The 21,338-nt window shown below is 47.9% G+C and carries 21 protein-coding genes; all 21 read right to left on the bottom strand.

The window, feature by feature from the left end; genetic code table 11:
* Window position 1: 1 nt before the first annotated feature.
* Window positions 2–1,846, bottom strand: coding sequence for a Stk1 family PASTA domain-containing Ser/Thr kinase (gene pknB / locus ACU70B_RS08215; protein WP_447183083.1), 1,845 nt, complete (start codon window positions 1,844–1,846; stop codon window positions 2–4).
* 12 nt (window positions 1,847–1,858) lie between these two features.
* Complete coding sequence (locus ACU70B_RS08220) at window positions 1,859–2,581, bottom strand: Stp1/IreP family PP2C-type Ser/Thr phosphatase (protein WP_447183084.1); 723 nt, start codon at window positions 2,579–2,581, stop codon at window positions 1,859–1,861.
* Window positions 2,582–2,661: 80 nt separating this feature from the next.
* Window positions 2,662–3,729 carry a dual-specificity RNA methyltransferase RlmN gene (gene rlmN / locus ACU70B_RS08225; RefSeq protein ID WP_447183085.1) on the bottom strand — a complete coding sequence of 356 codons (1,068 nt, stop codon included), beginning with the start codon at window positions 3,727–3,729 and terminating at the stop codon, window positions 2,662–2,664.
* A gap of 16 nt (window positions 3,730–3,745) precedes the next feature.
* Complete coding sequence (gene rsmB, locus ACU70B_RS08230) at window positions 3,746–5,119, bottom strand: 16S rRNA (cytosine(967)-C(5))-methyltransferase RsmB (protein WP_447183086.1); 1,374 nt, start codon at window positions 5,117–5,119, stop codon at window positions 3,746–3,748.
* Between the two features lie 17 nt (window positions 5,120–5,136).
* Window positions 5,137–5,814 carry a zinc metallopeptidase gene (locus ACU70B_RS08235; RefSeq protein WP_447183087.1) on the bottom strand — a complete coding sequence of 226 codons (678 nt, stop codon included), beginning with the start codon at window positions 5,812–5,814 and terminating at the stop codon, window positions 5,137–5,139.
* Window positions 5,807–6,571 carry a DUF116 domain-containing protein gene (locus tag ACU70B_RS08240; protein WP_447183088.1) on the bottom strand — a complete coding sequence of 255 codons (765 nt, stop codon included), beginning with the start codon at window positions 6,569–6,571 and terminating at the stop codon, window positions 5,807–5,809. The genes ACU70B_RS08235 and ACU70B_RS08240 overlap by 8 nt, the downstream gene beginning before the upstream one ends.
* A gap of 3 nt (window positions 6,572–6,574) precedes the next feature.
* Entirely contained in the window at window positions 6,575–7,516 is a 942-nt protein-coding gene (fmt, locus tag ACU70B_RS08245; protein WP_447183089.1) for a methionyl-tRNA formyltransferase, read from the bottom strand.
* Window positions 7,513–7,989 carry a peptide deformylase gene (def, locus tag ACU70B_RS08250; RefSeq protein WP_447183090.1) on the bottom strand — a complete coding sequence of 159 codons (477 nt, stop codon included), beginning with the start codon at window positions 7,987–7,989 and terminating at the stop codon, window positions 7,513–7,515. The genes fmt and def overlap by 4 nt, the downstream gene beginning before the upstream one ends.
* Before the next feature lie 11 nt (window positions 7,990–8,000).
* Window positions 8,001–10,394, bottom strand: a complete 2,394-nt coding sequence (priA, locus tag ACU70B_RS08255) for a replication restart helicase PriA (protein ID WP_447183091.1) — start codon at window positions 10,392–10,394, stop codon at window positions 8,001–8,003.
* Between the two features lie 134 nt (window positions 10,395–10,528).
* Complete coding sequence (gene metK / locus ACU70B_RS08260; protein WP_447183092.1) at window positions 10,529–11,719, bottom strand: methionine adenosyltransferase; 1,191 nt, start codon at window positions 11,717–11,719, stop codon at window positions 10,529–10,531.
* A gap of 24 nt (window positions 11,720–11,743) precedes the next feature.
* Entirely contained in the window at window positions 11,744–12,940 is a 1,197-nt protein-coding gene (coaBC, locus tag ACU70B_RS08265; protein WP_447183093.1) for a bifunctional phosphopantothenoylcysteine decarboxylase/phosphopantothenate--cysteine ligase CoaBC, read from the bottom strand.
* Window position 12,941: 1 nt separating this feature from the next.
* Entirely contained in the window at window positions 12,942–13,127 is a 186-nt protein-coding gene (locus ACU70B_RS08270; RefSeq protein ID WP_447183094.1) for a DNA-directed RNA polymerase subunit omega, read from the bottom strand.
* On the bottom strand, window positions 13,111–13,749 hold the full coding sequence (gmk, locus tag ACU70B_RS08275) for a guanylate kinase (protein WP_447183095.1): 639 nt from the start codon (window positions 13,747–13,749) through the stop codon (window positions 13,111–13,113). Before gmk ends, ACU70B_RS08270 begins: the two co-directional genes overlap by 17 nt.
* Before the next feature lie 20 nt (window positions 13,750–13,769).
* Window positions 13,770–14,030, bottom strand: a complete 261-nt coding sequence (gene remA / locus ACU70B_RS08280; RefSeq protein WP_447183096.1) for an extracellular matrix/biofilm regulator RemA — start codon at window positions 14,028–14,030, stop codon at window positions 13,770–13,772.
* Window positions 14,031–14,062: 32 nt separating this feature from the next.
* Window positions 14,063–14,941: a YicC/YloC family endoribonuclease gene (locus tag ACU70B_RS08285; RefSeq protein ID WP_447183097.1), complete on the bottom strand. Its 879-nt coding sequence runs from the start codon at window positions 14,939–14,941 to the stop codon at window positions 14,063–14,065.
* 165 nt (window positions 14,942–15,106) lie between these two features.
* Complete coding sequence (locus tag ACU70B_RS08290) at window positions 15,107–17,821, bottom strand: calcium-translocating P-type ATPase, SERCA-type (RefSeq protein WP_447183098.1); 2,715 nt, start codon at window positions 17,819–17,821, stop codon at window positions 15,107–15,109.
* A 112-nt stretch (window positions 17,822–17,933) separates the two neighbouring features.
* A complete protein-coding gene (locus ACU70B_RS08295; RefSeq protein WP_447183099.1) occupies window positions 17,934–19,028 on the bottom strand; it encodes an alpha/beta fold hydrolase in 1,095 nt (364 codons plus the stop codon).
* A gap of 4 nt (window positions 19,029–19,032) precedes the next feature.
* Window positions 19,033–19,488: a MaoC family dehydratase gene (locus tag ACU70B_RS08300; protein WP_447183100.1), complete on the bottom strand. Its 456-nt coding sequence runs from the start codon at window positions 19,486–19,488 to the stop codon at window positions 19,033–19,035.
* Window positions 19,489–19,508: 20 nt separating this feature from the next.
* Entirely contained in the window at window positions 19,509–20,078 is a 570-nt protein-coding gene (locus ACU70B_RS08305; protein WP_447183101.1) for a hypothetical protein, read from the bottom strand.
* 89 nt (window positions 20,079–20,167) lie between these two features.
* Complete coding sequence (locus ACU70B_RS08310; protein WP_447183102.1) at window positions 20,168–20,512, bottom strand: phasin family protein; 345 nt, start codon at window positions 20,510–20,512, stop codon at window positions 20,168–20,170.
* Window positions 20,513–20,791: 279 nt separating this feature from the next.
* On the bottom strand, window positions 20,792–21,310 hold the full coding sequence (locus tag ACU70B_RS08315; protein WP_447183103.1) for a uracil-DNA glycosylase family protein: 519 nt from the start codon (window positions 21,308–21,310) through the stop codon (window positions 20,792–20,794).
* Between the last annotated feature and the right edge of the window lie 28 nt (window positions 21,311–21,338).

Consider the following 21,338-nt stretch of genomic DNA (forward strand, 5'->3'; position numbering starts at 1 on the left):
TTTATAATTTTTTGACCCTAAAGGGTTTGCCGTTAAGCTGTATTTCCACACTGGCGCTGCCAAAATAGTTGACCCCGATGTTAACTGTCTCTCCTGCCTGATGGAACTCATTATAAATCCTTCTTTCCCCTTTGGCGTCACGCAATATGACTTCCACTTTGTAGTAATCGCTTTCCTGAGGCAGGGTAAAGTCGACCACTCTGGTCTGGGGCAGCGGACCCGGCCCCTTGCTTATCACCAGTTTGACCGTGGTTCCTTCCTCAACCATGACCCCTTCAGCGGTATCCTGCTCCATAACCTGATTGCTGTAATACTCGTTGCTGTCCTGTCTTTTGGTATCTCCCAGCACGAGTTTGCTATCCTGAAGTATTTTCTGCGCCTCTTCCAGAGTTCGGCCCAGTAAATCAGGCATGGCTATCTTGGCTGGAGTTTTACCCTTGCTCACCATGAGATTAATCTTGCTGTTTTTAGGGACCTTGCTTCCCCCTTCAGGATCTTGCGAAATAATATATCCTTCTTCGAACTTATCGTCAAAAATCGGCTCGACGCTCCCAATCTCAAAACCTTCATTGCGTAAGATTATTTCCGCCTCGCTCAGTTTCCGGTTCTCGACCTGGGGGACTACTATCTTTTCCGAGCCTTTGCTCAAGATGACATATATTTTACGGCCTTCTTTTACTTTTTCCCCTTTACCCGGCTCCTGGTACATTACCTCATCCTTTTCATAGGTATCGCTGAATTGCTTCTCCTCTTTCACGCTCAGGCTCAATTTCATCCTAGTCAGCTCTTCATTGGCTTCGTTTATATTCTTGCCCACGAGGTCAGGAACCACGACTTCCTTACCGAAAAGATTTCCTCCCACCATAAATACCATGCCTGAGAACAGTCCCAATAATGCAATGGCAATTATGATAACACCGGTTTTTCGCATTTTCCTCTTCTTCAAGTTTCCATCCGTCCCTTCGCCGGAAATCGGCGGCATTACTATAGTGTCGCTTTTCCTAGGATTCCCCGCCTTGTAGCTGGAATAACCACCGCCCATATTTAAAAGAGAGTTACGCAACTGCTCCGCCGATTGAAATCTTCTGGCCGGTAATTTTTCCATCGCCTGGCATATTATTGCCTCCAGTCCCGCCGGAACCTTGTCGTTAATCTGCCGGGGAGGAACGGCTTCGTCGTGAATATGCTTAAGGGCGACCGTTACCGGGCTCTCAGCATCGAAAGGTATTTTACCGGTAAGCATTTCATATAGCACACATCCGAGGGAATATATATCGGTAGCCGGAGAAATCGGTTCCCCCTTGGCTTGTTCAGGTGATATATAGTGAACTGAACCTACTATATTGCCCCCGAAGGTTATGGTTTTTTTGCTTATTGCCTGGGCTATGCCAAAGTCGGCTACCTTTACCATCCCGCTTTTGGTAATAAGTATGTTATGAGGCTTGATATCCCGGTGAATTATACCTTTTTCATGGGCGTGCCCGATACCGTCGCAGATCATTACCGCTATGTCAACAGCCCGTTCAACTCCCAGCGGAGCCTGTTCGGCAATGATCTGTTTCAGGGTCTTGCCTTCCACATATTCCATAACAATGTAATATATATCATCGTGCTGACCTACATCGTAGATATTGACTATATTGGGATGCGAGAGACGAGCGGCGGCCATCGCCTCGGTTTTAAATTTACCCACGAAAGCAAGATCACCGGAAAACTCTTCCTTTAATATTTTAATAGCAACTATACGATCCAATATCCGGCAGCGGGCCCTATAAACATAAGACATGCCGCCTTCGCCAATCTTCTCCAGTAATTCGTAACGATCACTTAAAACCGTTGCCTCCAAATTACTTACCTCCTAATTAATGCGCAGAAGTATGATAGTAATATTGTCAAACCCGCCTTTTCCCAGAGCAGCGTCCAGGAGTTGGCGGGCTACTTTCTGTACGCTGCCGTCGGGCTGCAGTATAGCTGCAATTTCATTCTCATCCAGCATATCGCTCAGGCCGTCGCTGCACAGCAAAATAATATCACCGGTATATAACCTGGATTCAAAGTTGTCTATCTGTACTTCCTGCTGTACACCCAGGGCTCTGGTCAGTATATGATTATAGGCACTGTTTCTTTTTTCTTCCTGCTTGATCAGTCCGTCACTGACCATCTGTTCGGCCAAGGTATGGTCGCGGGTCAGCTTTTTCAGTTCTCCCTTGCGGCATATATATAGGCTGCTGTCACCCACATTGGCAACGGACAGCTGTTTTTTCCCGACCAGCGCAGCGGTAATAGTAGTACCCATTTCGTGCCATTCCTGATTATCCTGGCCTTCCGACCATATCAGACGGTTGGCTTTATGGATGGCAGAATTTATTACCGCTATAGGGCTATCGATGTCATTATCACCGACCTCGTTTACCATGTATTGCCTTATACAATCAACCGCCAGCCTGGAGGCTATCTCTCCGCCTTTATGTCCGCCCATGCCGTCACAAACAGCAAAAAGGCCGTACGGCTCCATTGCCAGGTAGTGATCCTCATTCTGCTTTCTTAACAGACCCGTATCCGAAATAACAGCAAATTCCATATAGACCCCTCTAACACTAGAATAACTAAGTTGCAATAAATAAGCTTAACGCTTGAATCCTTTGAGAATGACAATCTGCGCTAGCGCTTATATTCGGCCCGCAACTGCCCGCAGGCAGCTTCAATATCCGCACCTTTTTCTTCCCTGACGGTGACATTAACCCCCGCCTCGACAAGATAATTATAAAACTGGATAACCCTTTCCGGAGAAGGCTTGGAGAAGGGCAAACCCTCAACTTCATTATAGGGAATTAGGTTTATATTGACTAGTAAAGGTTTAACCAATTTAACCAAACTTCGCGCATCTTCCGCGCTGTCATTCACCCCTTGCAGCAGCAGATATTCAAAAGTAACCCGACGATTGGTAAGCCGTTGATACTGTTCCAGAGCCAGGCGGAGCTTTTCCAGGGGATATCTACGGTTCAGGGGTACAAGCCGGTCACGCAGTTCATTATTGCAGGCATGTAATGAAACCGCCAGCGTAACCTGCAGGTTTTCCTGCGCCAGCCGGCTGATGCCCTTTATATCTCCGGAGGTGGAGACGGTAATGTGTCTTTGACCGATATTGATGCCTTTAGGGTCATTCAGAATGCGGATAGACTTTATTACTTCATCGTAGTTTAACATAGGCTCGCCCATCCCCATATAAACCACGTTGCTTATCAGGCCGCCTTCCCTGGATTTGAGCCTTTTGCCCAATTCCCGCTCTGAACCCAGAACCTGCCCGACCATTTCGTAAGCCTTAAGGTTGCGCTGGAAGCCGGAATTTCCCGTAGCACAGAATGCACAACCTACCGGACAGCCAACTTGGGTAGATATACACAAGGTATATTTGCTGTCCTTTTTCTGGTTATGCGGAATGACAACACTTTCTATGCGTTTTTTATCCTCCAGCTCCATTAGAAATTTACGGGTGCCGTCGGTCGCTACCCGTTGTTTCAATACCCGTGGAATCGATACCTGGGCTATATCATCCAAGCGATTGCGCAAATCACGGGATAAGTCACTCATTTCATAAAAAGAGTTTACCGCTTTGGTATAAATCCATTTGTAGATCTGGCGGCCGCGGAATCCAGGTTCGCCAATGGCAGCCATAAACTCTTCCAATTCGCTTATTCCCATACCCAAAAGTTCGGTTTTTTCTTTCATGTTCATGACCGGTAATTTATTTCCTCCTCAGTAGAGCGTAAAACATACCATCAACATCGTACTTGCCCGGTATAAGGGTCAGCATCCCCCGTGCTGCCTTCTCCTTATCCGATTCATCCAGCGGGAAAAATGATAATTGCTGGTTAAAGCCTTCTAAAGCAAAATCATCAGCTTGCTCCAAAAACGCCTCAATCAATCTTTCGTTTTCCTCCCTGCGGATGGAGCAGGTTGAATAGAGTAAATGACCTCCCGGGTTTAGTAAAGCAGCCGCTCTGGTCAGCAACGCATATTGTATCCGGTTAAGCATCTCCATTTGGCTGCGGTCTTTGTTCCACCTGGCATCAGAGCGCCGGTTCAGAACCCCGGTTCCGGAGCAGGGTGCATCCAGCAAAATCTTCTGCCCCTTGATACCGGAGTCTATCGCCATTATATCCTGAGCTTGCGCCTCTACTATGTCAATACCCAGCCGGGCACAGTTTTCTTTCAGAATGTTTATCTTGCGGGCATAGCTGTCATAGGCCCTGATCGAGCCGCTGTTCCCCATTAACTCGCCCAGATGGGTGGTCTTCCCCCCCACCCCGCAGCAGAGGTCAAGAACGGTTTCGTCCGGTTGCGGATTCAAAATAATGGCGGCCAGCATAGCGGCTTCGTTCTGGACATAAAAACAGCCCTCTTTGTAGGCCGGCAATTCTTCCAGCGGCCTTTCCACCGAGTCAACTCTGATACTCCGGGGCAGATTGGGGCTGGCCCGACCCGCCAGGCCTTCTTTTTCCAGTTCCTTGAGCAGCAGATCCCGCTCCGTTTTAAGCCGGTTCACCCTTAGATCCAGTCGGGCCGGTCGGTTGTTATAAGACAATATCCGGACCGTTTCTTCCCGGGTAAAATGTTCCAGCAGGTAGCTCACCATTTCCTGGGGATGGGAGTAATAAACAGCCAGGTATTCCCGGCTGTCTGCAGGTGGATATTTTATACCGTTCCTTTGTCTGATCAGGTTGCGGAGTACAGCGTTAGCCACCCGGGCCAACCCGTCATTGCAACGCTTGCGTGTGATTTCCACCGCATCGTTGACCAGGGCAAAATGGGGAATCCGGTTCATAAACAGAATCTGGTAGGCGGAAACCCGCAATATGGTTCTCAGCCAAGGGTTCTGCCGGGCCAGTTCTTGTCTTAAAAAGAGATTTAACACCCAGTCCAGGTGCTTCAGCATGCGTACGGTGCCATTAACCAGCTCGGTCAACAGGCTCCGGTCTGCAGCCGATAATCCGGAACGGCGCAGGGCTTTGTTTAATGCCAGATTAGCAAAGGCTTTATTTTCCGTTACCTCATATACAAGTTGTACTGCCAGATTTCTGGTCGGATTAATCTCTCCGGCAGTGTCTTTCTTGCCCATGCAAATCCTCCCGCTGTTTATTCATCACCGCCGGCAAACATGGTCAGGTAATAAAGCAGGGTCGCAATAGCCGACAATGTTGCTGCCAGATAGGTAAAAGCAGCCGCTCCCAGCACCTTCTTTACCATGGGCACTTCGCCGCTGCTGATCAATCCCGATTCGCTCAATTGGACTACCGCTCGGCGGGAAGCGTTTAACTCCACCGGCAGGGTGACTATGTGAAAAAGAACCACAGCGGAAAACAGCAGTACCCCTACCATTATCAGGTCGACGCTTTGCAGGAAAAAACCCAGCAACAGTATCGGGAAAGAGGCATTGGAGGCAAAATTGGTTACAGGAACAATCTTATGCCTTAATTCCAAAGGTCCATATCTCTGATGGTGCTGAATGGCATGGCCTACTTCGTGAGCGGCTACCCCAATGGCAGCAATGGAGTTGTTCCCATAAACTGTTTCCGACAGCCTTACTTTGCGGGTGGTCGGGTCGTAGTGATCGGAAAGGCTGCCGCTTACAGGTTCAACATTGACGCTGGCGCTCATCCCGTTTCTGCGCAATAAGGTGTTGGCTACTTCAGCGCCGCTGATACCGCGGGCTGACCTCACCTGGGAAAAGCGATTGAACGTGGATTTGACCTTGAACTGCGCATAAATTGACAATATCAGTGCCGGTAAAACAAAGAGCAAATAACTAAGCATCTTTTCCATCCTCCTTCGTAATGCTCAGCAGAGCGTTTTCAACCTCTTCCAGGTTTACCCCGGTATTAAAACAGGGGCCATTGGGGCGGCAATTCAAAACCCCTAATACGGGTATGCTCCCCATATCATGAATCCCCAGCGATAAATCCCTTTCACAGGCTATGGCTATCACCCCCCGGGGCCGGGTGTCGATTACAACTTTGCGGGCCAGAGTACCGCCGGTTGCCACCCTCAGTACTGCGTGATTGTCTTCAGCCAGTTTTTTTAGGCTGGCAATGTCGCATTTTCCGCAGCCTTTACAGTTCCTTATATCCATGGTTATCTTATGAGGACACTCTGCATCCTGCAAACAGTGGGGAGCGAGAATTAATATCTGATCCCCCTGGAGGCGAAGCTCCTTCAATCCTACCAGATGGTTATTTACGGCTATATATGATTGCAGTATTTTTTCTCGGCTGATACCAAACAGCCGGCCGGTAAACAAAGCCAGGGGAAACAGCAGTTCGTTCACCCTTTGGCCCAGGGTTTCCAAGGACGGTATGGTTCTCGCCCTGATTATAATTATTACAATTGATATAATACCGAACAGCAATATCGTAAACAAAATAGCAGCCATTACCGTAAGACTGATCAATAATACTTGGCTGAGGATTATGTCTTTGTTGCTCATCAGATAATATACTAGAATCGCTATAAGCAGTATTATCATAAGACTGGCTGCCAGAAGGCCTATGTATATTCTTTTCTTGGTGTTCAAATATCATCCCTCCGGATGAGCAAGCACGGTACCGGGCTTGAGTTTATAGCCGCGCAGAAAATCGCGGGCCGCTATGCGTTTTTTCCCTTCCTTTTGGACTTCCAGTATTTCCAATATCCCCTTGCCGCACTGCACCCTGAAACCATCGCCGTCAAGCGCCACTACCTGGGCAACCACCCCGCTTTCCACGGCATCTGTTACCCGGCTTTTAAAAACTTTCACTTTATATCCGTCCATCCAAAACCATGCACCGGGAGTCGGACTTAAAGCCCGTATCTGGTGGTGTATGGCAACGGCAGGATGGGACCAGTCGATTATTTCATCCTCCGCCTTGATTCGCTGGGCATAGTCAGCCTGGTTATTATCCTGGCTTAACCTGGGAGCAGTGCCGCAGGCAATTTGCTCGATGGTTTCCATCAGCAGGCCGGCCCCCTTGGCAGCCAGTATCGCCTTGAGCTGACCATGGTCATAGCTGTCCTCGATAGAAACCGGCAGCTGCAAAATTATATCCCCGGTATCCAGACCTTCATCCATATACATGGTAGTAACTCCGCTTAGATTTTCCCCATTCATCAATGACCGTTGGATCGGAGCTGCCCCGCGATATCTGGGCAATAGGGAAGCATGGACATTAACACAGCCATACCGGGGATAATCAATAAGCCGGCGAGGAATTATCTGCCCATAGGATACGACCGCAATCATATCCGGCTGCCAGGCTTTAACCTGCTCAATAGCGGAATCGGCCTTTATCTTCTCCGGCTGACTGACGGCAATACCGTGTTTTAAAGCCACTTCCTTTACCGGTGAAAACCCTATCTTTTTACCCCGGCCCCTTACGCGGTCAGGCTGGGTTATTACCCCTGCTACGTGGTGAGGCGATGCTATTAAACGCTCCAAGGACGGAACGGCAAAATCAGAAGTTCCCATAAATACTATGTTCAAACTCTGTCCCTCCGACCGGAATCCTCTTTTCTCACTTCACTGGCCCGGTCTATAAACAAGATTCCATCCAGATGGTCTATTTCGTGCTGCAGGGCCCGAGCCAGCAGCTTTTCTCCCTCATAGAAGATTTCTTTGCCTTCCCGGTTAAGGCCTTTAACCGTAACCTGGTTATAGCGTTTAACTAAACCTACGGTCCCCGGAATACTGAGACAACCCTCGCTGCCGGTCTGCTCCCCCTCCTGAGACACTATTTCCGGATTGATGAGTTCAATAAGATTATCCCCGGTGTCAACCACTATAATCCGTTTCGAGACTCCTATCTGGGGGGCGGCAAGGCCTACTCCATCAAACGCATAGAGGGTATCGCGCATGTTATCCATAAGCCTTATTACGCCGGCATTAACAGTCTTAATCGGCGCCGCTTTAGTCCGCAGCACTTCGTTCGGAGTGGTTAAAACCTGATATACTGCCATTTAGGTCCTCCTTACATACTGATCAAAGGATTGAGGTCTATTTCCAGCCTCACTTGTTTATGCCATTCCTTACTAGCAATATTAGTGCCAATGCTATTTAATAATAACATATTTTCCGACTTAACTATAAGCTGATAGCGTATGCGGTTCCGGATACGGTACAAAGGACACGGCGCCGGGCCTAAAACCATGATGTTATCTTCCTGGGCGTCGGTTATTTCATTAATATATAACATTATCATATCGGCCAGCCTGCGGGCAAGCGATTCTTCTGCAGAAACGCTGACTATACGTAATATATGGCTAAACGGCGGGTAGTTGAGGAGCTGGCGCCATTTTATTTCTTCACGGTAAAACTGATTGTAATCCTGCCGGGCCGCTACTGCAATCAGCTGGTTATCAGGATTATAAGTCTGAATTACTACTTCCCCGCCCACAGCCCCACGCCCTGCTCTGCCTGCTGCCTGAACAATCAGTTGAAAGCACCTTTCCCCGGAGCGAAAATCAGGCAGATTCAGCATACCGTCGGCATCGAGCACTCCTACCAGGGAAACCCCCGCAAAATCGAGCCCTTTGGCTACCATCTGGGTGCCGATCAGAATGTCGATCTCATTTTTTTTCATGGCCTGCAGGATCCGGTCCTGAACCCCTTTGTTGCTGGAACTGTCCAGATCCAAGCGGGCAATCCGAGCCCCAGGGAACAGTAACCTGACATCTTCTTCCACCTTCTGGGTGCCGTAACCCGTTTGTTGCATATAACTGCTGCCGCAGGCCGGGCACGCTTCCGGCTTATCAATATTTATGCCGCAGTAATGACATAGATAAGTATTTTGGTCTTTATGATAATTTAACCCTACGGAACAATTAGGACAGGCCAGAGTATGCCCGCAGCTTCTGCAGATGGTATAGGGGGAAAAGCCTCTGCGGTTAAGGAACAGTATGGATTGTTCCTTCCGCTCCAGGGTGTTTTTTATTTTTTCTTCCAGTAAGGGGGAGACAATGGGACTCCCGGCTTTTCTAGCCGCCTTTCTCATGTCTTCAATGTATATCCGGGGCAACGTCGCATCGCCAGCGCGGCCTGATATATCCAACCTGGTGCTCTCACCACATTCAGAGCGGTAATAGGTTTCCACCGCCGGAGTAGCACTTCCCAGCAGCAAAAGGGCCCCGCTCCTGCGCACTCTCTCCCGGGCAACATCACGGGAATGATAACGCGGCTGCTGTTCCTGCTTATAAGTATATTCCTGCTCTTCATCCATAATAATCAGGCCGATATTATCCAGGGGGGCAAAAATAGCTGAGCGGGTACCCATTACCAGATTTACCTGCCCGTTTTTTATACGTTTCCATTCTTCATATCTTTCCCCGGGCGACATTTTACTGTGCAGAACGGCCATTTCCGGTATGCGATCGGTGAACAGTTCCAGCAGGTGACGGGTCAATGCGATCTCAGGTATGAGCATTATCACTTTTCTGCCCCGCTCTATACAGCTTAAGGCCGCTCTTATATATACCTCGGTTTTTCCGCTTCCGGTAACTCCGTAAAGGAGTATCTCCTGTTCCGGGGCCAAAGCCAGGGCATGGTCAATGGCGGCCAGCACCTGCCTCTGTTCCTGGTTTAAGCGAGGCGCCCGGACCTCTTTTACTGGGCACAATCGTTCTCTCTTTATATATCCCCGGCTCAAGAGCGATTTGATGCTGGAAGCCGGAGCTATTTCAGCAAGCTGCCGGCTGGAGACCGATTGCTGCTCCAGCAATAATTGCATTGCTTGTGCCTGACGGGGAGCCCTGCGTTTTAAAATTTCTAATTGTTTTTCATTGAAAGCATCGCCAAGTACATATGTATGCTCATCCCTGCTTTTCCGGTAATCGATGTAAGCCCCGCTTATATGGAGCAGCCCTTTTTCATGCAAAACCGCCAGTTCATCAGCCGAAGCATATTTTAAAGCTTCCCGGTAATCCATGTCACCACGTTCAAATAAGGTTTCCAGCAATACCGCATGATTATTGCCATTGTCCCCGGCCAGGTATTGGGACCAGCTCTCCCCGTCCATCTGCGCAACCACGACCCGGCCGCTCTTTTTACTGAGCTTGCGTGGGATCATAGCGTTGATGGCAAGGGATAGCGGACACATGCAGGTTTCTGCCAGCCAGCGGGCCAGTTCATAAAGATCCGGATTAAGCACCGCTTCACGATCCAATACCGATAAAATAGGTTTAGTATCCATATCCGGCGCCGGGGCATCTTCATCAATTATGAATCCTTCTACTTTTTTTCTCCCCAGTTCCACCAGCACTCGTTTGCCGAATTCTATTTCATCGTTCAACCTTTGGGGTATATGATAAGTAAAATAGTTATCCAGAGATCTTGCCGGCCTATTGACCAGGACCCGGGCATATCTCACTTTTCTCTCTCCCCTCATACAGCTTTGCTTTAACCAGGACATAAAGGCGGGATATCCCGCCTTTAATCGTTTCATGATATGTGGATTTTAATCCCGTTTTTTTCCCTGTCTCCCCGTTTTACAGACTATGTCAGCTATAATCCTGCCTGCATCCGTATTTGCTCAGCCCGATCGGTTTTTTCCCAACTGAACCCAGGATCCTGACGGCCAAAATGTCCGTAGGCCGCAGTTTTCCTGTATATCGGCCTTCTTAAATCAAGATCCCTGATAATGGCTGCGGGACGCAGATCAAAATTACGGTTAATCAACGCAATGATTTTGTCATCGCTCAGTTTACCGGTACCAAAGGTGTCCACCCGGATTGAAAGAGGCTTGGCTACCCCGATGGCATAGGCTACCTGAATTTCACAACGGTCGGCAACCCCTGCAGCTACCAGGTTTTTAGCTACGTAGCGGGCGGCGTATGATGCCGAACGATCGACTTTGGTGGGGTCTTTGCCGGAAAAGGCTCCCCCGCCATGCCGGGCCATACCGCCATATGTATCGACAATAATCTTTCTGCCGGTTAAGCCGCAGTCTCCCTGGGGGCCGCCCACCACAAACCTGCCGGTAGGATTGATGAAATAACGGGTCGAGCTGTCGAGCATATTCTCGGGGATACTGGCTTTGATAACCTGCTCGATTATGTCCCGTTCCAGCGTGGCCCGGTCGATATCGGGATGATGCTGGGTGGAAACGACTACGGTATCTACTCTTAAAGGCTTGTTATTCTCATACTCTATGGTAACCTGAGTCTTGCCGTCAGGACGAAGATAATCAACAAGCGCGCTTTTACGCACTTGAGCCAGGCGATATGCCATTTTGTGAGCCAGATATATGGGCATAGGCATCAGGGTATCGGTTTCATTGCTGGCATACCCGAACATCATTCCCTGGTCACCAGCCCCTATGGCTTGCAATTCCGCCTCCGACATTTCTCCTTTTTTAGCTTCGTAAGCCTGGTTGACACCCATGGCAATGTCACCGGATTGTTCGTCCAATGAGGTAATGACCGCACAGGTTTCACAATCAAAGCCGTATTTAGCCCTGGTATAGCCGATTTCTTTTATAGTATTACGCACGATGCGCGGTATATCTACATAGCAGTTGGTAGTTATCTCGCCTGAAACCAGAACTAAGCCGGTAGTTACCATAGTTTCACAGGCTACCCTACCCATAGGGTCTTGTTCCAGAATAGCGTCGAGCACTGAATCAGAAATCTGATCGGCTATCTTGTCCGGATGGCCTTCAGTAACCGACTCCGAGGTGAACAGGTTTCTTGCCATTTCCCTCAACTCCTCATATTTTATTTACAGCAGTTTGACCACCTTGTCCAATATGGCTGCGGCCACATCCTGCTTGCTCATCTTGGGTAGAGATTCTATCTCGCCGCTGCGGCTGATAAAGGTTACTATATTGGTGTCGCTGGCGAAACCGGCGCCTTCCATAGTAACGTCATTGGCAACAATAAAATCCAGGTTTTTACTCTCTAATTTCTTTTGCGCATTGGCTATTATATTTTCGGTTTCGGCGGCAAAACCGACCATAATTTGATTGCCCGGTTTATTCTTACCCAGGGTTTTTAAAATATCCGGGGTCCCCACCAGAGTAAGGGTTAATTCTTCGGATTGATTGTCCGACTTCTTTAACTTCTGCTCGGCCATATCCTTAATCCGGAAATCACCTACGGCTGCTGCTCCAATTATAATATCGCAGGCCGGCTGATATTTCAGCATGGCCTCGCACATTTCCTCGGCCCCCCAGACGGGGACGAATTTGACTCCCGCCGGCGTTTCCAACGGGGAATTGCCGCATACCAGGATAACGTCAGCACCGCGGTCAACCGCATTTTCGGCTATGGCTATGCCCATTTTCCCCGTCCCGCGGTTGGCAATAAATCGTACCGGGTCAATATCCTCACAGGTTGTTCCGGCATTGACCATGATACGTTTGCCGCGTAAATCCTGCAGGGGATACAGCATTTTCTTGATTTCATTATATATACTGCCTATCTCCGGCAGCCTTCCCTGGCCGCTTACACCACAGGCCAGAGCGCCGCTGTCCGGCTCCATGACTTTATAGCCGTATTCTTTCAATGTTCTGATGTTATCCTGAACCGCCTGATTCTTATACATATTATGGTTCATGGCAGGGACTACCAGCAAAGGCGAGGTATTGGCCAAGACAACCGTAGAAAGGAGATCATCGGCAATGCCATGGGCGGCTTTGGCAATAAAGTTGGCGGTAGCCGGGGCAACAACCAACATATCCAGCTGTTCTGCAACCCCTATATGTTGAACTTTCCATTCCCGGGAATCATCCCAGAGGTCTACCAGCACTTCACGTCCGGAAAGGGTTCTGAAGGTTAAGGGGGTTATGAATTCGGTAGCTGCTGCCGTCATTATAACTATAACATCGAGGTCGTCTTTTTTTAGCATGCTTACCAGTTCGGCAATTTTATAGGCGGCAATACCTCCCGTTATTCCTATACCAACGGTCTTAGCCATATTAAACCTCCTCTGGTTTTTCTGTGCCCTCCACAATTACGATTTTGCCGCTCATAATCTCATCCAGGGCTGAGGTAACCACCGTAGAAAGGCGGTAGTTCTCGTTATTTTTCTTGTCTTCGGAAAGCTTTCGGGCCCTGCGGGCAACTGCAACTACTACTGCATATTTGCTATTGGCCACTCCCATTAAATCCTTGGTTGAAGGAGGAATCAATCATATCACACCCCATATTTAAATTCTTGATTTTACAGCGTTCTGCAATAATAATAGAACTCACCATATCTACCGCAGTGTCCAAGTCCTGATTTAATACCCGGTAATCATAATGTTTTACCTGTTCCATTTCCCATTTACAGGCGGCCAAACGCAATTCTATACTATCGGCGGCATCTTTTCCCCGGGTTATAAGCCGGCAGGCAAGTTCTTCCAAGCTTGGAGGAGCTATAAATATAAATACCCCTTCCGGCATCTTCTCCTTTACCTGAAGGGCTCCCTGAATATCAATTTCGAGCATTACATCTCTGCCTTGGTTAATATTCCGGTCTACAAACTGACGCGGGGTACCATAGAGATTATTATATACATTAGCCCATTCCAATAATAAGTCTTGGTCTATCAACTGCTTAAAAGCGGATGAACCTATAAAAAAATAATCCCTGCCGTCTACTTCTCCTGTACGTGGTTCCCGGGTGGTAGCTGAAATTGATAATTGCACATCATTTATTTTCCTGAGCACAGCATCTTTTATGGTCCCTTTTCCTACTCCGGAGGGACCCGATATTACAAAAAGGATACCTTTGCGGGTCATCGGATTACCAGCTTTCGTAATTAGACGTCATCACTAGAATCTTTTGAGGTTAAACGATTGGCTACGGTTTCGGGTTGAACTGCAGACAAAATTACATGAGCGCTGTCCGATATAATAACGGCCCGGGTTCTGCGCCCATAGGTAGCGTCTATCAATACTCCTTTTTCCCTGGCTTCCTGAATGATCCTTTTGATTGGCGCCGATTCCGGACTAACAATAGCAACTATCCGGTTGGCAGCGACTATATTCCCAAAACCAATATTCACTAATTTAATGTCCATAGATATACCGGATAAACCGGGTTCACCTCCTGTTACTCAATATTTTGTAATTGCTCCCTTATTTTCTCCAACTCAGCCTTAGCATCGACAACTATCCGATTCATTTCCAGATCATTGGCCTTGGAGGCTATCGTATTAATCTCGCGAAACATCTCCTGCACCAGGAAATCAGATTTGCGTCCAACCGAATCTTGGGCTTGCATCAATTCTTCCAAGTGATCGGTGTGACTTTTTAGTCTTACGATCTCTTCGGTTACACTGGATTTATCGGCAAATATGGCTATCTCCTGCAGCAGCCTCTGTTCATCTATCCCATCCTGCTCCATAAACTCTGCTATCCGGCATCTCAGGCGTTCGCCATATTCGCGGCTGACTTCCGGTGACCGGGCCTCCAGCCGTTCAACCATCCCTGAAATCATCCGGTTCCGGGTCCGGATATCCTCAGCAAGGTTAATACCTTCCTTTATCCGCATATCCACCAGACATTCTACCGCCTGATCCACCGATTGCTTAAGAACTGCCCAGACTGTTTCCAAATTTTCCTCTTCGTCTTCCAGGCCGAACACCTCGGGCAAACGGAAAACGTCAATTATGCGGATTTCCTGCGAAATATTTAGTTTTTCTGCTATTTCTTTCAAATAGTTATAATAAGCTATCGCCAAATCTTTGTCAACCTTGATATTCCTTCTCGATTCTCCGGTTTTCTCAATATTAATGTTGATTTCCAACCTGCCCCGGCTGACATACTTTCTCAATTCTTCTTTAATGCGCTCTTCCAGTGAGCTATAACGCCTGGATATCCGAATAAATGGGTCAAAATAGCGATGATTGACACCCTTGATTTCGCAATTAACCTGGTAGCCCATCGCATTCACCTGACCCCGGCCAAAACCGGTCATACTCTTTACCATGGTTGAACTCTACCTTTCTTCATGCCTATTTATTTTACAGCCTCTACTGGGTTTAGCCTTATCATTCAAACTTAAGGCTATTCTAATAATACTTCCCTATGCTTGGCGTAACCATTGCTTTGGCGGTTTGCCCCTGATTATAGTGGTAATAAACTAAAAGTCCTGCTAAGCATTAATTTTACCATATTCAAAACCTGAAAGGAAAAGCCTCTGCCAGGTATACAGAATAAATTTTCCCAGCAGCCGAAAACCGCTTATAAACAGAATCAATAACCACTGCCAGCCGTCAAGGGGCACGGTCTTGAAAATATTTTGCAAAACCGGCCAGTATATGGTCAAGACCTGCATAAAAACTGAGCAGAGCACCGCCCCTACCAGAAAACGATTGGTGAAAAAACCCAACTCAAATGGTGAAAACCTTTCGGAACGGCACTCGAAAACATAGAACAGCTGTGCCAATACCAGGGTAGTTAAAGCCATGGTTCGAGCCATGCCGAGATCCTGCACTCCGTTCATGCGGCTGACCGTCATGCCAACTGCAAAAGCCAGCAGGGCAACAAAGGCGATATATATTCCCCGTCCCAGTATGATTCTTCCCAGTCCCCGGGCAAATATGTCCTCATCCCGAGGCCGCGGTTTTCTTTGCATTATGCCCGGCTCCGGCGGTTCCAGCCCCAGAGCCATGGCCGGCAGGCCATCGGTAACCAGGTTAATCCATAGAATCTGAATCGGCAGCAACGGAAGCGGCATACCCAGCAATGATGCCGTAAACATTACCAAAACTTCACCAATGTTGCATCCCAGCAAATAGCGAATGAACTTCCTTATATTATCATATATCGCCCGGCCTTCATAAACTGCATTGACGATGGTGGAAAAATTGTCATCGGCCAAAATCATGGCTGATGCCTCACGACTGACTTCAGTGCCGGTAATGCCCATAGCTACACCAATATCAGCCGCCTTTAATGCCGGTGCGTCATTAACCCCGTCACCGGTCATAGCCACAACGTGACCATGCTTCTTCAATACCTTCACGATTCGATTCTTGTGCTGGGGCGATACCCGGGCGAACACCCGTTTTTTTATTGCCCCGCGATAAAGCTCCTCGTCGCTCATCTGATCAATCTCGGGCCCGGCAATTACCTGTTCTTCCGGCGCAATGCCGATCTCGGCCGCGATGGCCCTGGCGGTCACCGGATGGTCGCCGGTAATCATCAGAGGTACGATTCCAGCTTGGCGGGAAACCCGAACCGAATCTTTGACTCCGGTCCTTGGAGGGTCAATCATACCGCAAATCCCTACCAAAACCAGTTTGTTTTCCCATTTCCCTTCATCGGGAGCGGCAAGCTCACTGCTTGATAATTTTTTACAGGCAAAGCCCAGTACCCGCAATGCCTGGTTAGCCCATTCCTCTTGCAGTTGATTAAGGTAATTGCGGTGCCGGGACGTAAAAACGGTTACTTTGCCGCCCTCCATGACACTGGTGCACCGGGCAATAATCACTTCCAGGGCGCCTTTGACCAACAGAACCGGTTCACCGTGCCTGTCAATAACGACACTCATCAGCTTACGCTCGGAATCAAACGGTATTTCGTGCAGGCGGGCATACTCCGGGTTAAATCCGGCTTTGGCGGCTAAAACCCGAAGAGCTCCTTCAGTAGGGTCGCCGCTTATCCGGTACCCTCCCTTTTGCTTCTCCAGGCTGGAATTATTGCAATTAGCGGCAACTTCCAGCAAAATGCCGGCAGCCTTATCTTCTCCCGGATCAATATCCTTTTTGCCCAGGATAAATCGTCCGGTCGGATTATAGCCCTCACCTTCCACCATTATGGTATGATCCAGGGTCGCCATCTTTTTCACCGTCATTTTGTTCTGGGTGAGGGTTCCGGTTTTATCCGAACAGATAACCGTAGTGCAGCCCAGGGTCTCAACCGCCGGCAATCTGCGGATAATAGCGTTTCGCTGTGCCATCCGCTGTACTCCCAGAGCCAAAACAATAGTCACAATAGCAGGCAGGCCTTCAGGTATGGCTGCCACCGCCAGACTTATACCCGCTAAAAACATAGTCAGTACCTGTTCTCCCCGGTATATGCCCATAAGGGTAACCAGAGTGCAGACCAGGAGACAGACTATGACCAGGTATTTGCCCAGTTGACCCAGCTTAACCTGCAGGGGAGTCAGATCCTCTTTCTCATTTTTCATCATGCGGGCTATTTCCCCCATGACGGTATCCATACCGGTGGCAACCACCACGGCCTTCCCCCGCCCTCGGGTTACGCCGGTTCCCATAAAGGCCATATTGGCAACTTCCGCCAGAGGTGTTTCCCCGGAAAGCGCAGCCCATGGGTCTTTGGTTATGGGAACGGATTCACCGGTCAGGGATGCTTCATCAATTTCCAGGCTGCTGCTTTCCAATAACCTTAAATCTGCCGGTATCCTATCCCCGGCTTCGATTAAGACGATATCTCCGGTCAGCAGTTCCCGGGTGGGAATACTAAGCTTTTTCCCATTTCTGAGTACCCGGGCAAAAGGGGAAGCCAGTTTTTTTATTTCTTCCAGGGAACGTTCCGCCCGGTATTCCTGGATGAAACCCAGAACGGCATTAAGTATTACAATCGCCATTATAGTAATGGCATCAGCCATCGCTCCAATTATTCCGGAAACAACAGTGGCACCAAGAAGAACGATCACCATGGTATCGGTAAACTGTTTGAAGAATATTGACAAAGGACTGGTTCCGGGACCTTCCTCAATCACATTGGGGGGTTCGCCGCTTCTTTGCTGTACGGTTTTGCTGTTGAGACCGTTTTCCGCACTGGTATTAAGCTGCTCCAGAATCTCAGCCTGGCTTTTTTGATACCAAAGGGGGTTGATCATTTTACAGCCTCCACTTGCCCTTTTTGACCATCTTTATTCAATTAGCAGCGTTAAAAGAACAGGGGACAGGCCAAAGCCCATCCCCTGTTCTCTGTCAACTTATTCCTTTCGGTCAGGATCTATCGCCCAACCATTGGCTGATAAGGGGGAACACACGGTTTTTGGCAATGCCGCCGAAAACCAACCCTCCATGCCCTATGGGAAATTCATAATAGCTCTTATCCTGGGAGCCCATACAGTCCACAGCCGCTCTCGCCTGGTGAGGTAATACAATATGGTCCTTTTCTCCCGCCAGTACCAGTATGGCCGACTCAACATCCCCTAAATCCACTTTCTGGCCCCGAAGGTTGATGCCTCCCTTGACCAGCAGGTTCTCCTGATACATGTCCCGAATCCACTGCCGGTAGGCCCCTCCCGGAAAGTTGGTGTTGTCGTTCACCCATTTGTTCAGCACCTTCCATGATTTTACTGACATTCCCTCATCTATTACCTTCCACAACCTGGTGTAGGTACCCCAGAAATTGTTTACCGGATTCAGGAGTTTGACTCCGTAATCAATAAAATCCCGGGGAACCAGTTCAAAGGTATCCGCTATTTTATCGGCATCAAAATGACCTGATTTAAGCCACCGGGACGATATGCCGGCATCTTCAAAATCAAAGGGGGCAGCCAGAAAAATCATGTTTCTAATCCGGGGGAACTTGAACAGCGAGGCGTACATAGCTGCCATAGTTCCACCCATACAGTAGCCGACAAGGCTCAGTTCGTCACAGCGCGAAAACTGGCAAACCTTATGAACCGCATGGGCTATGTAATCGAATACTAAATCCGCAAAAGTTAAATGGCGATCCTCCCATTCAAAATCCCCCCATTCGAGCATATATACGTCAAAACCGGCATCGACCAGATGTTCAACCAGGCTCATACCCGGAGTAAGATCCAGTATATAGGCCTTGTTAATCAATGCATACAAAATTAATACCGGGGTTCGGCGCCTGATGGGATTGCTGCTGCAGTAGCGGTAGAGGGTGGATTTATTCTTCCGCCAGACTATATCCTTGGGAGTCATCCCGGTTTGGGGATCAGGGTCGAAACTGATTATTTCCGCCCATCGGCGGGTGCTTTCCATAATGCGGTCATAGCTTTCCTGCAACTGCTCTCCCAATTCATCGGCACTGCCACTTAATAAAAGAGATTTTTTCCTCATTTTTTTACCCCTCACTGATTTGTTTTAAGGTCTGTTCAATAATATGTTCGCGTGGTGGAATTACAATAGCTCTTCCATCCAGAATCACCTCATCATACTGGTTGTAGCAACAGGTTCTTAGCTTCACTCTCCCCCGGGGCAGCTTTTCAATAACCTCGGTCTGAGCTCTGATGGTGTCATTGATGTAACAGGCTCTTAAAAAGTCAATATTCTGAGTTTCATAAATGGTACCGGCACCGGGCATACGGTTGCCTACCACGTTGGAAATAAGGCCGATCAGCAGCATGCCGTGTACCACCCGGGTTTTAAAATGCCCTCTCTTGGCCCTGACCTCATTGACATGAAGCCAGCTAAAATCACCGGTTATTCCGGCATAAAGATAGACATCGGTTTCGGTAATGGTTTTCTCGATGTAACCCTTGTCTCCAATTTTCAGTTCGCTATAAATATGCTCTATCATTAAACCACCCCCACATACAATTAATCCAAGCTGTCTTTTTTCTTGCTCCTGCCAGGGGTTTTCGGCTTTTTATCCTCTGCGGCGGCAGCTTCTTTCACACCAATCTGTGACTTAACCAAAGTGTTCAGCCTTTTATTTACGGTCTCCAGTTTTTTATTGAGACTGGAATTTTCCCGTTTTAATGCTGCTATCTCCTGTTTCAGAACCTCCTGATAATCCACCAGCTTTACCAGGCTGTTGGTTATCATGGTAATATTATTGGAGAAATGCAGATCGAAATCATCCACTTTATCTTCAAGCCCAATAATTAATTCAGCTATCCTGGCAATATCTTTTTTGGAGGGAAGCGGATTGGCTTCAAAATACTGATCGGTATTCTGCTGGGATATTTTATGGAAAGACAGGTACTGATCCCTGATTTCATCCAGAATCCCGATGAAATTTTTGCTTCCTATAAACTCTTTAGTGGCGTTGGCCCATGATTCCTCGGCTTGAAAATATAATTCCTTCCATAGTTCGACAAAATCCGGCATGCTTATTCTTTCCCCTGCATCTGCCTGTTTCCGTTTGGCCTTGCTGTCTTCCGGCATTATCCTTGCACCCTCCTATCGAGACTTTTATAATACAACGCGGTTATGACCCCCGGGGGCCATAACCGCTACCGTCGTTCCTTGAGCATCTAAAGATTATCTACCTTTTTAGACAACTCATCCACTTTTTGGGATAGTTGGTCTATATAATTAAAAGTAGGAATCTCAATGTTATCAAATGCATTGCTTACTGCTTCCTGTATCATTTTCTGCATTTGCTGCTGATTCTTTTTAGCCTGATTAGTTAGCTCCTCGATTACCTTGTTGGCCTCTTCTCTGGCCATCTGACGCTGCTCCAGGTATTTGCGCCCCATATTCTCGATTTGTTCCTGCGACCATGACATACTGCCCAATGTCACCAACCACATATCCCATAGTTTTTCAGTGGAACTTTCCAGCATGGCAAACGTTTTGTTAAGATTGTCATTACTCATCAAGCTCACTCCTTTCCCCAATTGTTATCCAAAGTGCAGACTGGTTGCATCACCCCCCGTCCGGATATTCTTATCCATATTGCATATAAACACTTTTTATCCAGATTTATCTACAATTCAGGAAATAGGCAGTAACGAAAGTAAAGCAATAACTCTCTTACTCGGTTAATTCGGTAATGAAATAAAATTCCCAAAGGCTTCTATGAAATCAGGGAAACAGCAGGATATGTCGTTAGTGTAAAATTAGATGAGATTAGCGCTTCATATGATGTGGCATGGTTATTTGCTTAAAAAGCTAGCGAGATCCTTGCAGTGTTCCTGCCGAAAATTACCCTCTTCGACAGTAGTGAGGAATGTCATCTGTTCATATTGATAGCACTGCTTTACTTCAATGCTATTATAAATGCCGTATGCTTTGAGGACAAATTCTGCTACCCGTTCTCCAAATAAAATTAAATAGCCGGGGTGAAGAATTTCGATTTCCTCCAGTAAGAAAGGCAAGCAGGAGATTATTTCTCCGGTGCCTGGTTTTACAGGGATGCCATCACAGTTTCTTCCACTGAGCAGGCAGACATAATCCTTGGTAATCCATTTGCCTTCACCATAGCAGTTGACACTCTGGCGCGAGGCACAGGCTTTGGGCTGGCATCTGACCATAAAGGTGTGATAGACCTTATCCAATTTCAGTTCGGCTTTAATCAAATTCCGCAAGGTAATCACCTTGTTGATATCCCTGGTAAAGTTATTATCGTACTCAAAAATCAGCATCCCCTCGGGTTCCAGTTCACCTTTTCCCATGGATGGCTTCCTTAGACACCTTACCAGT

The sequence above is a fragment of the Syntrophomonas curvata genome, from assembly GCF_052976825.1.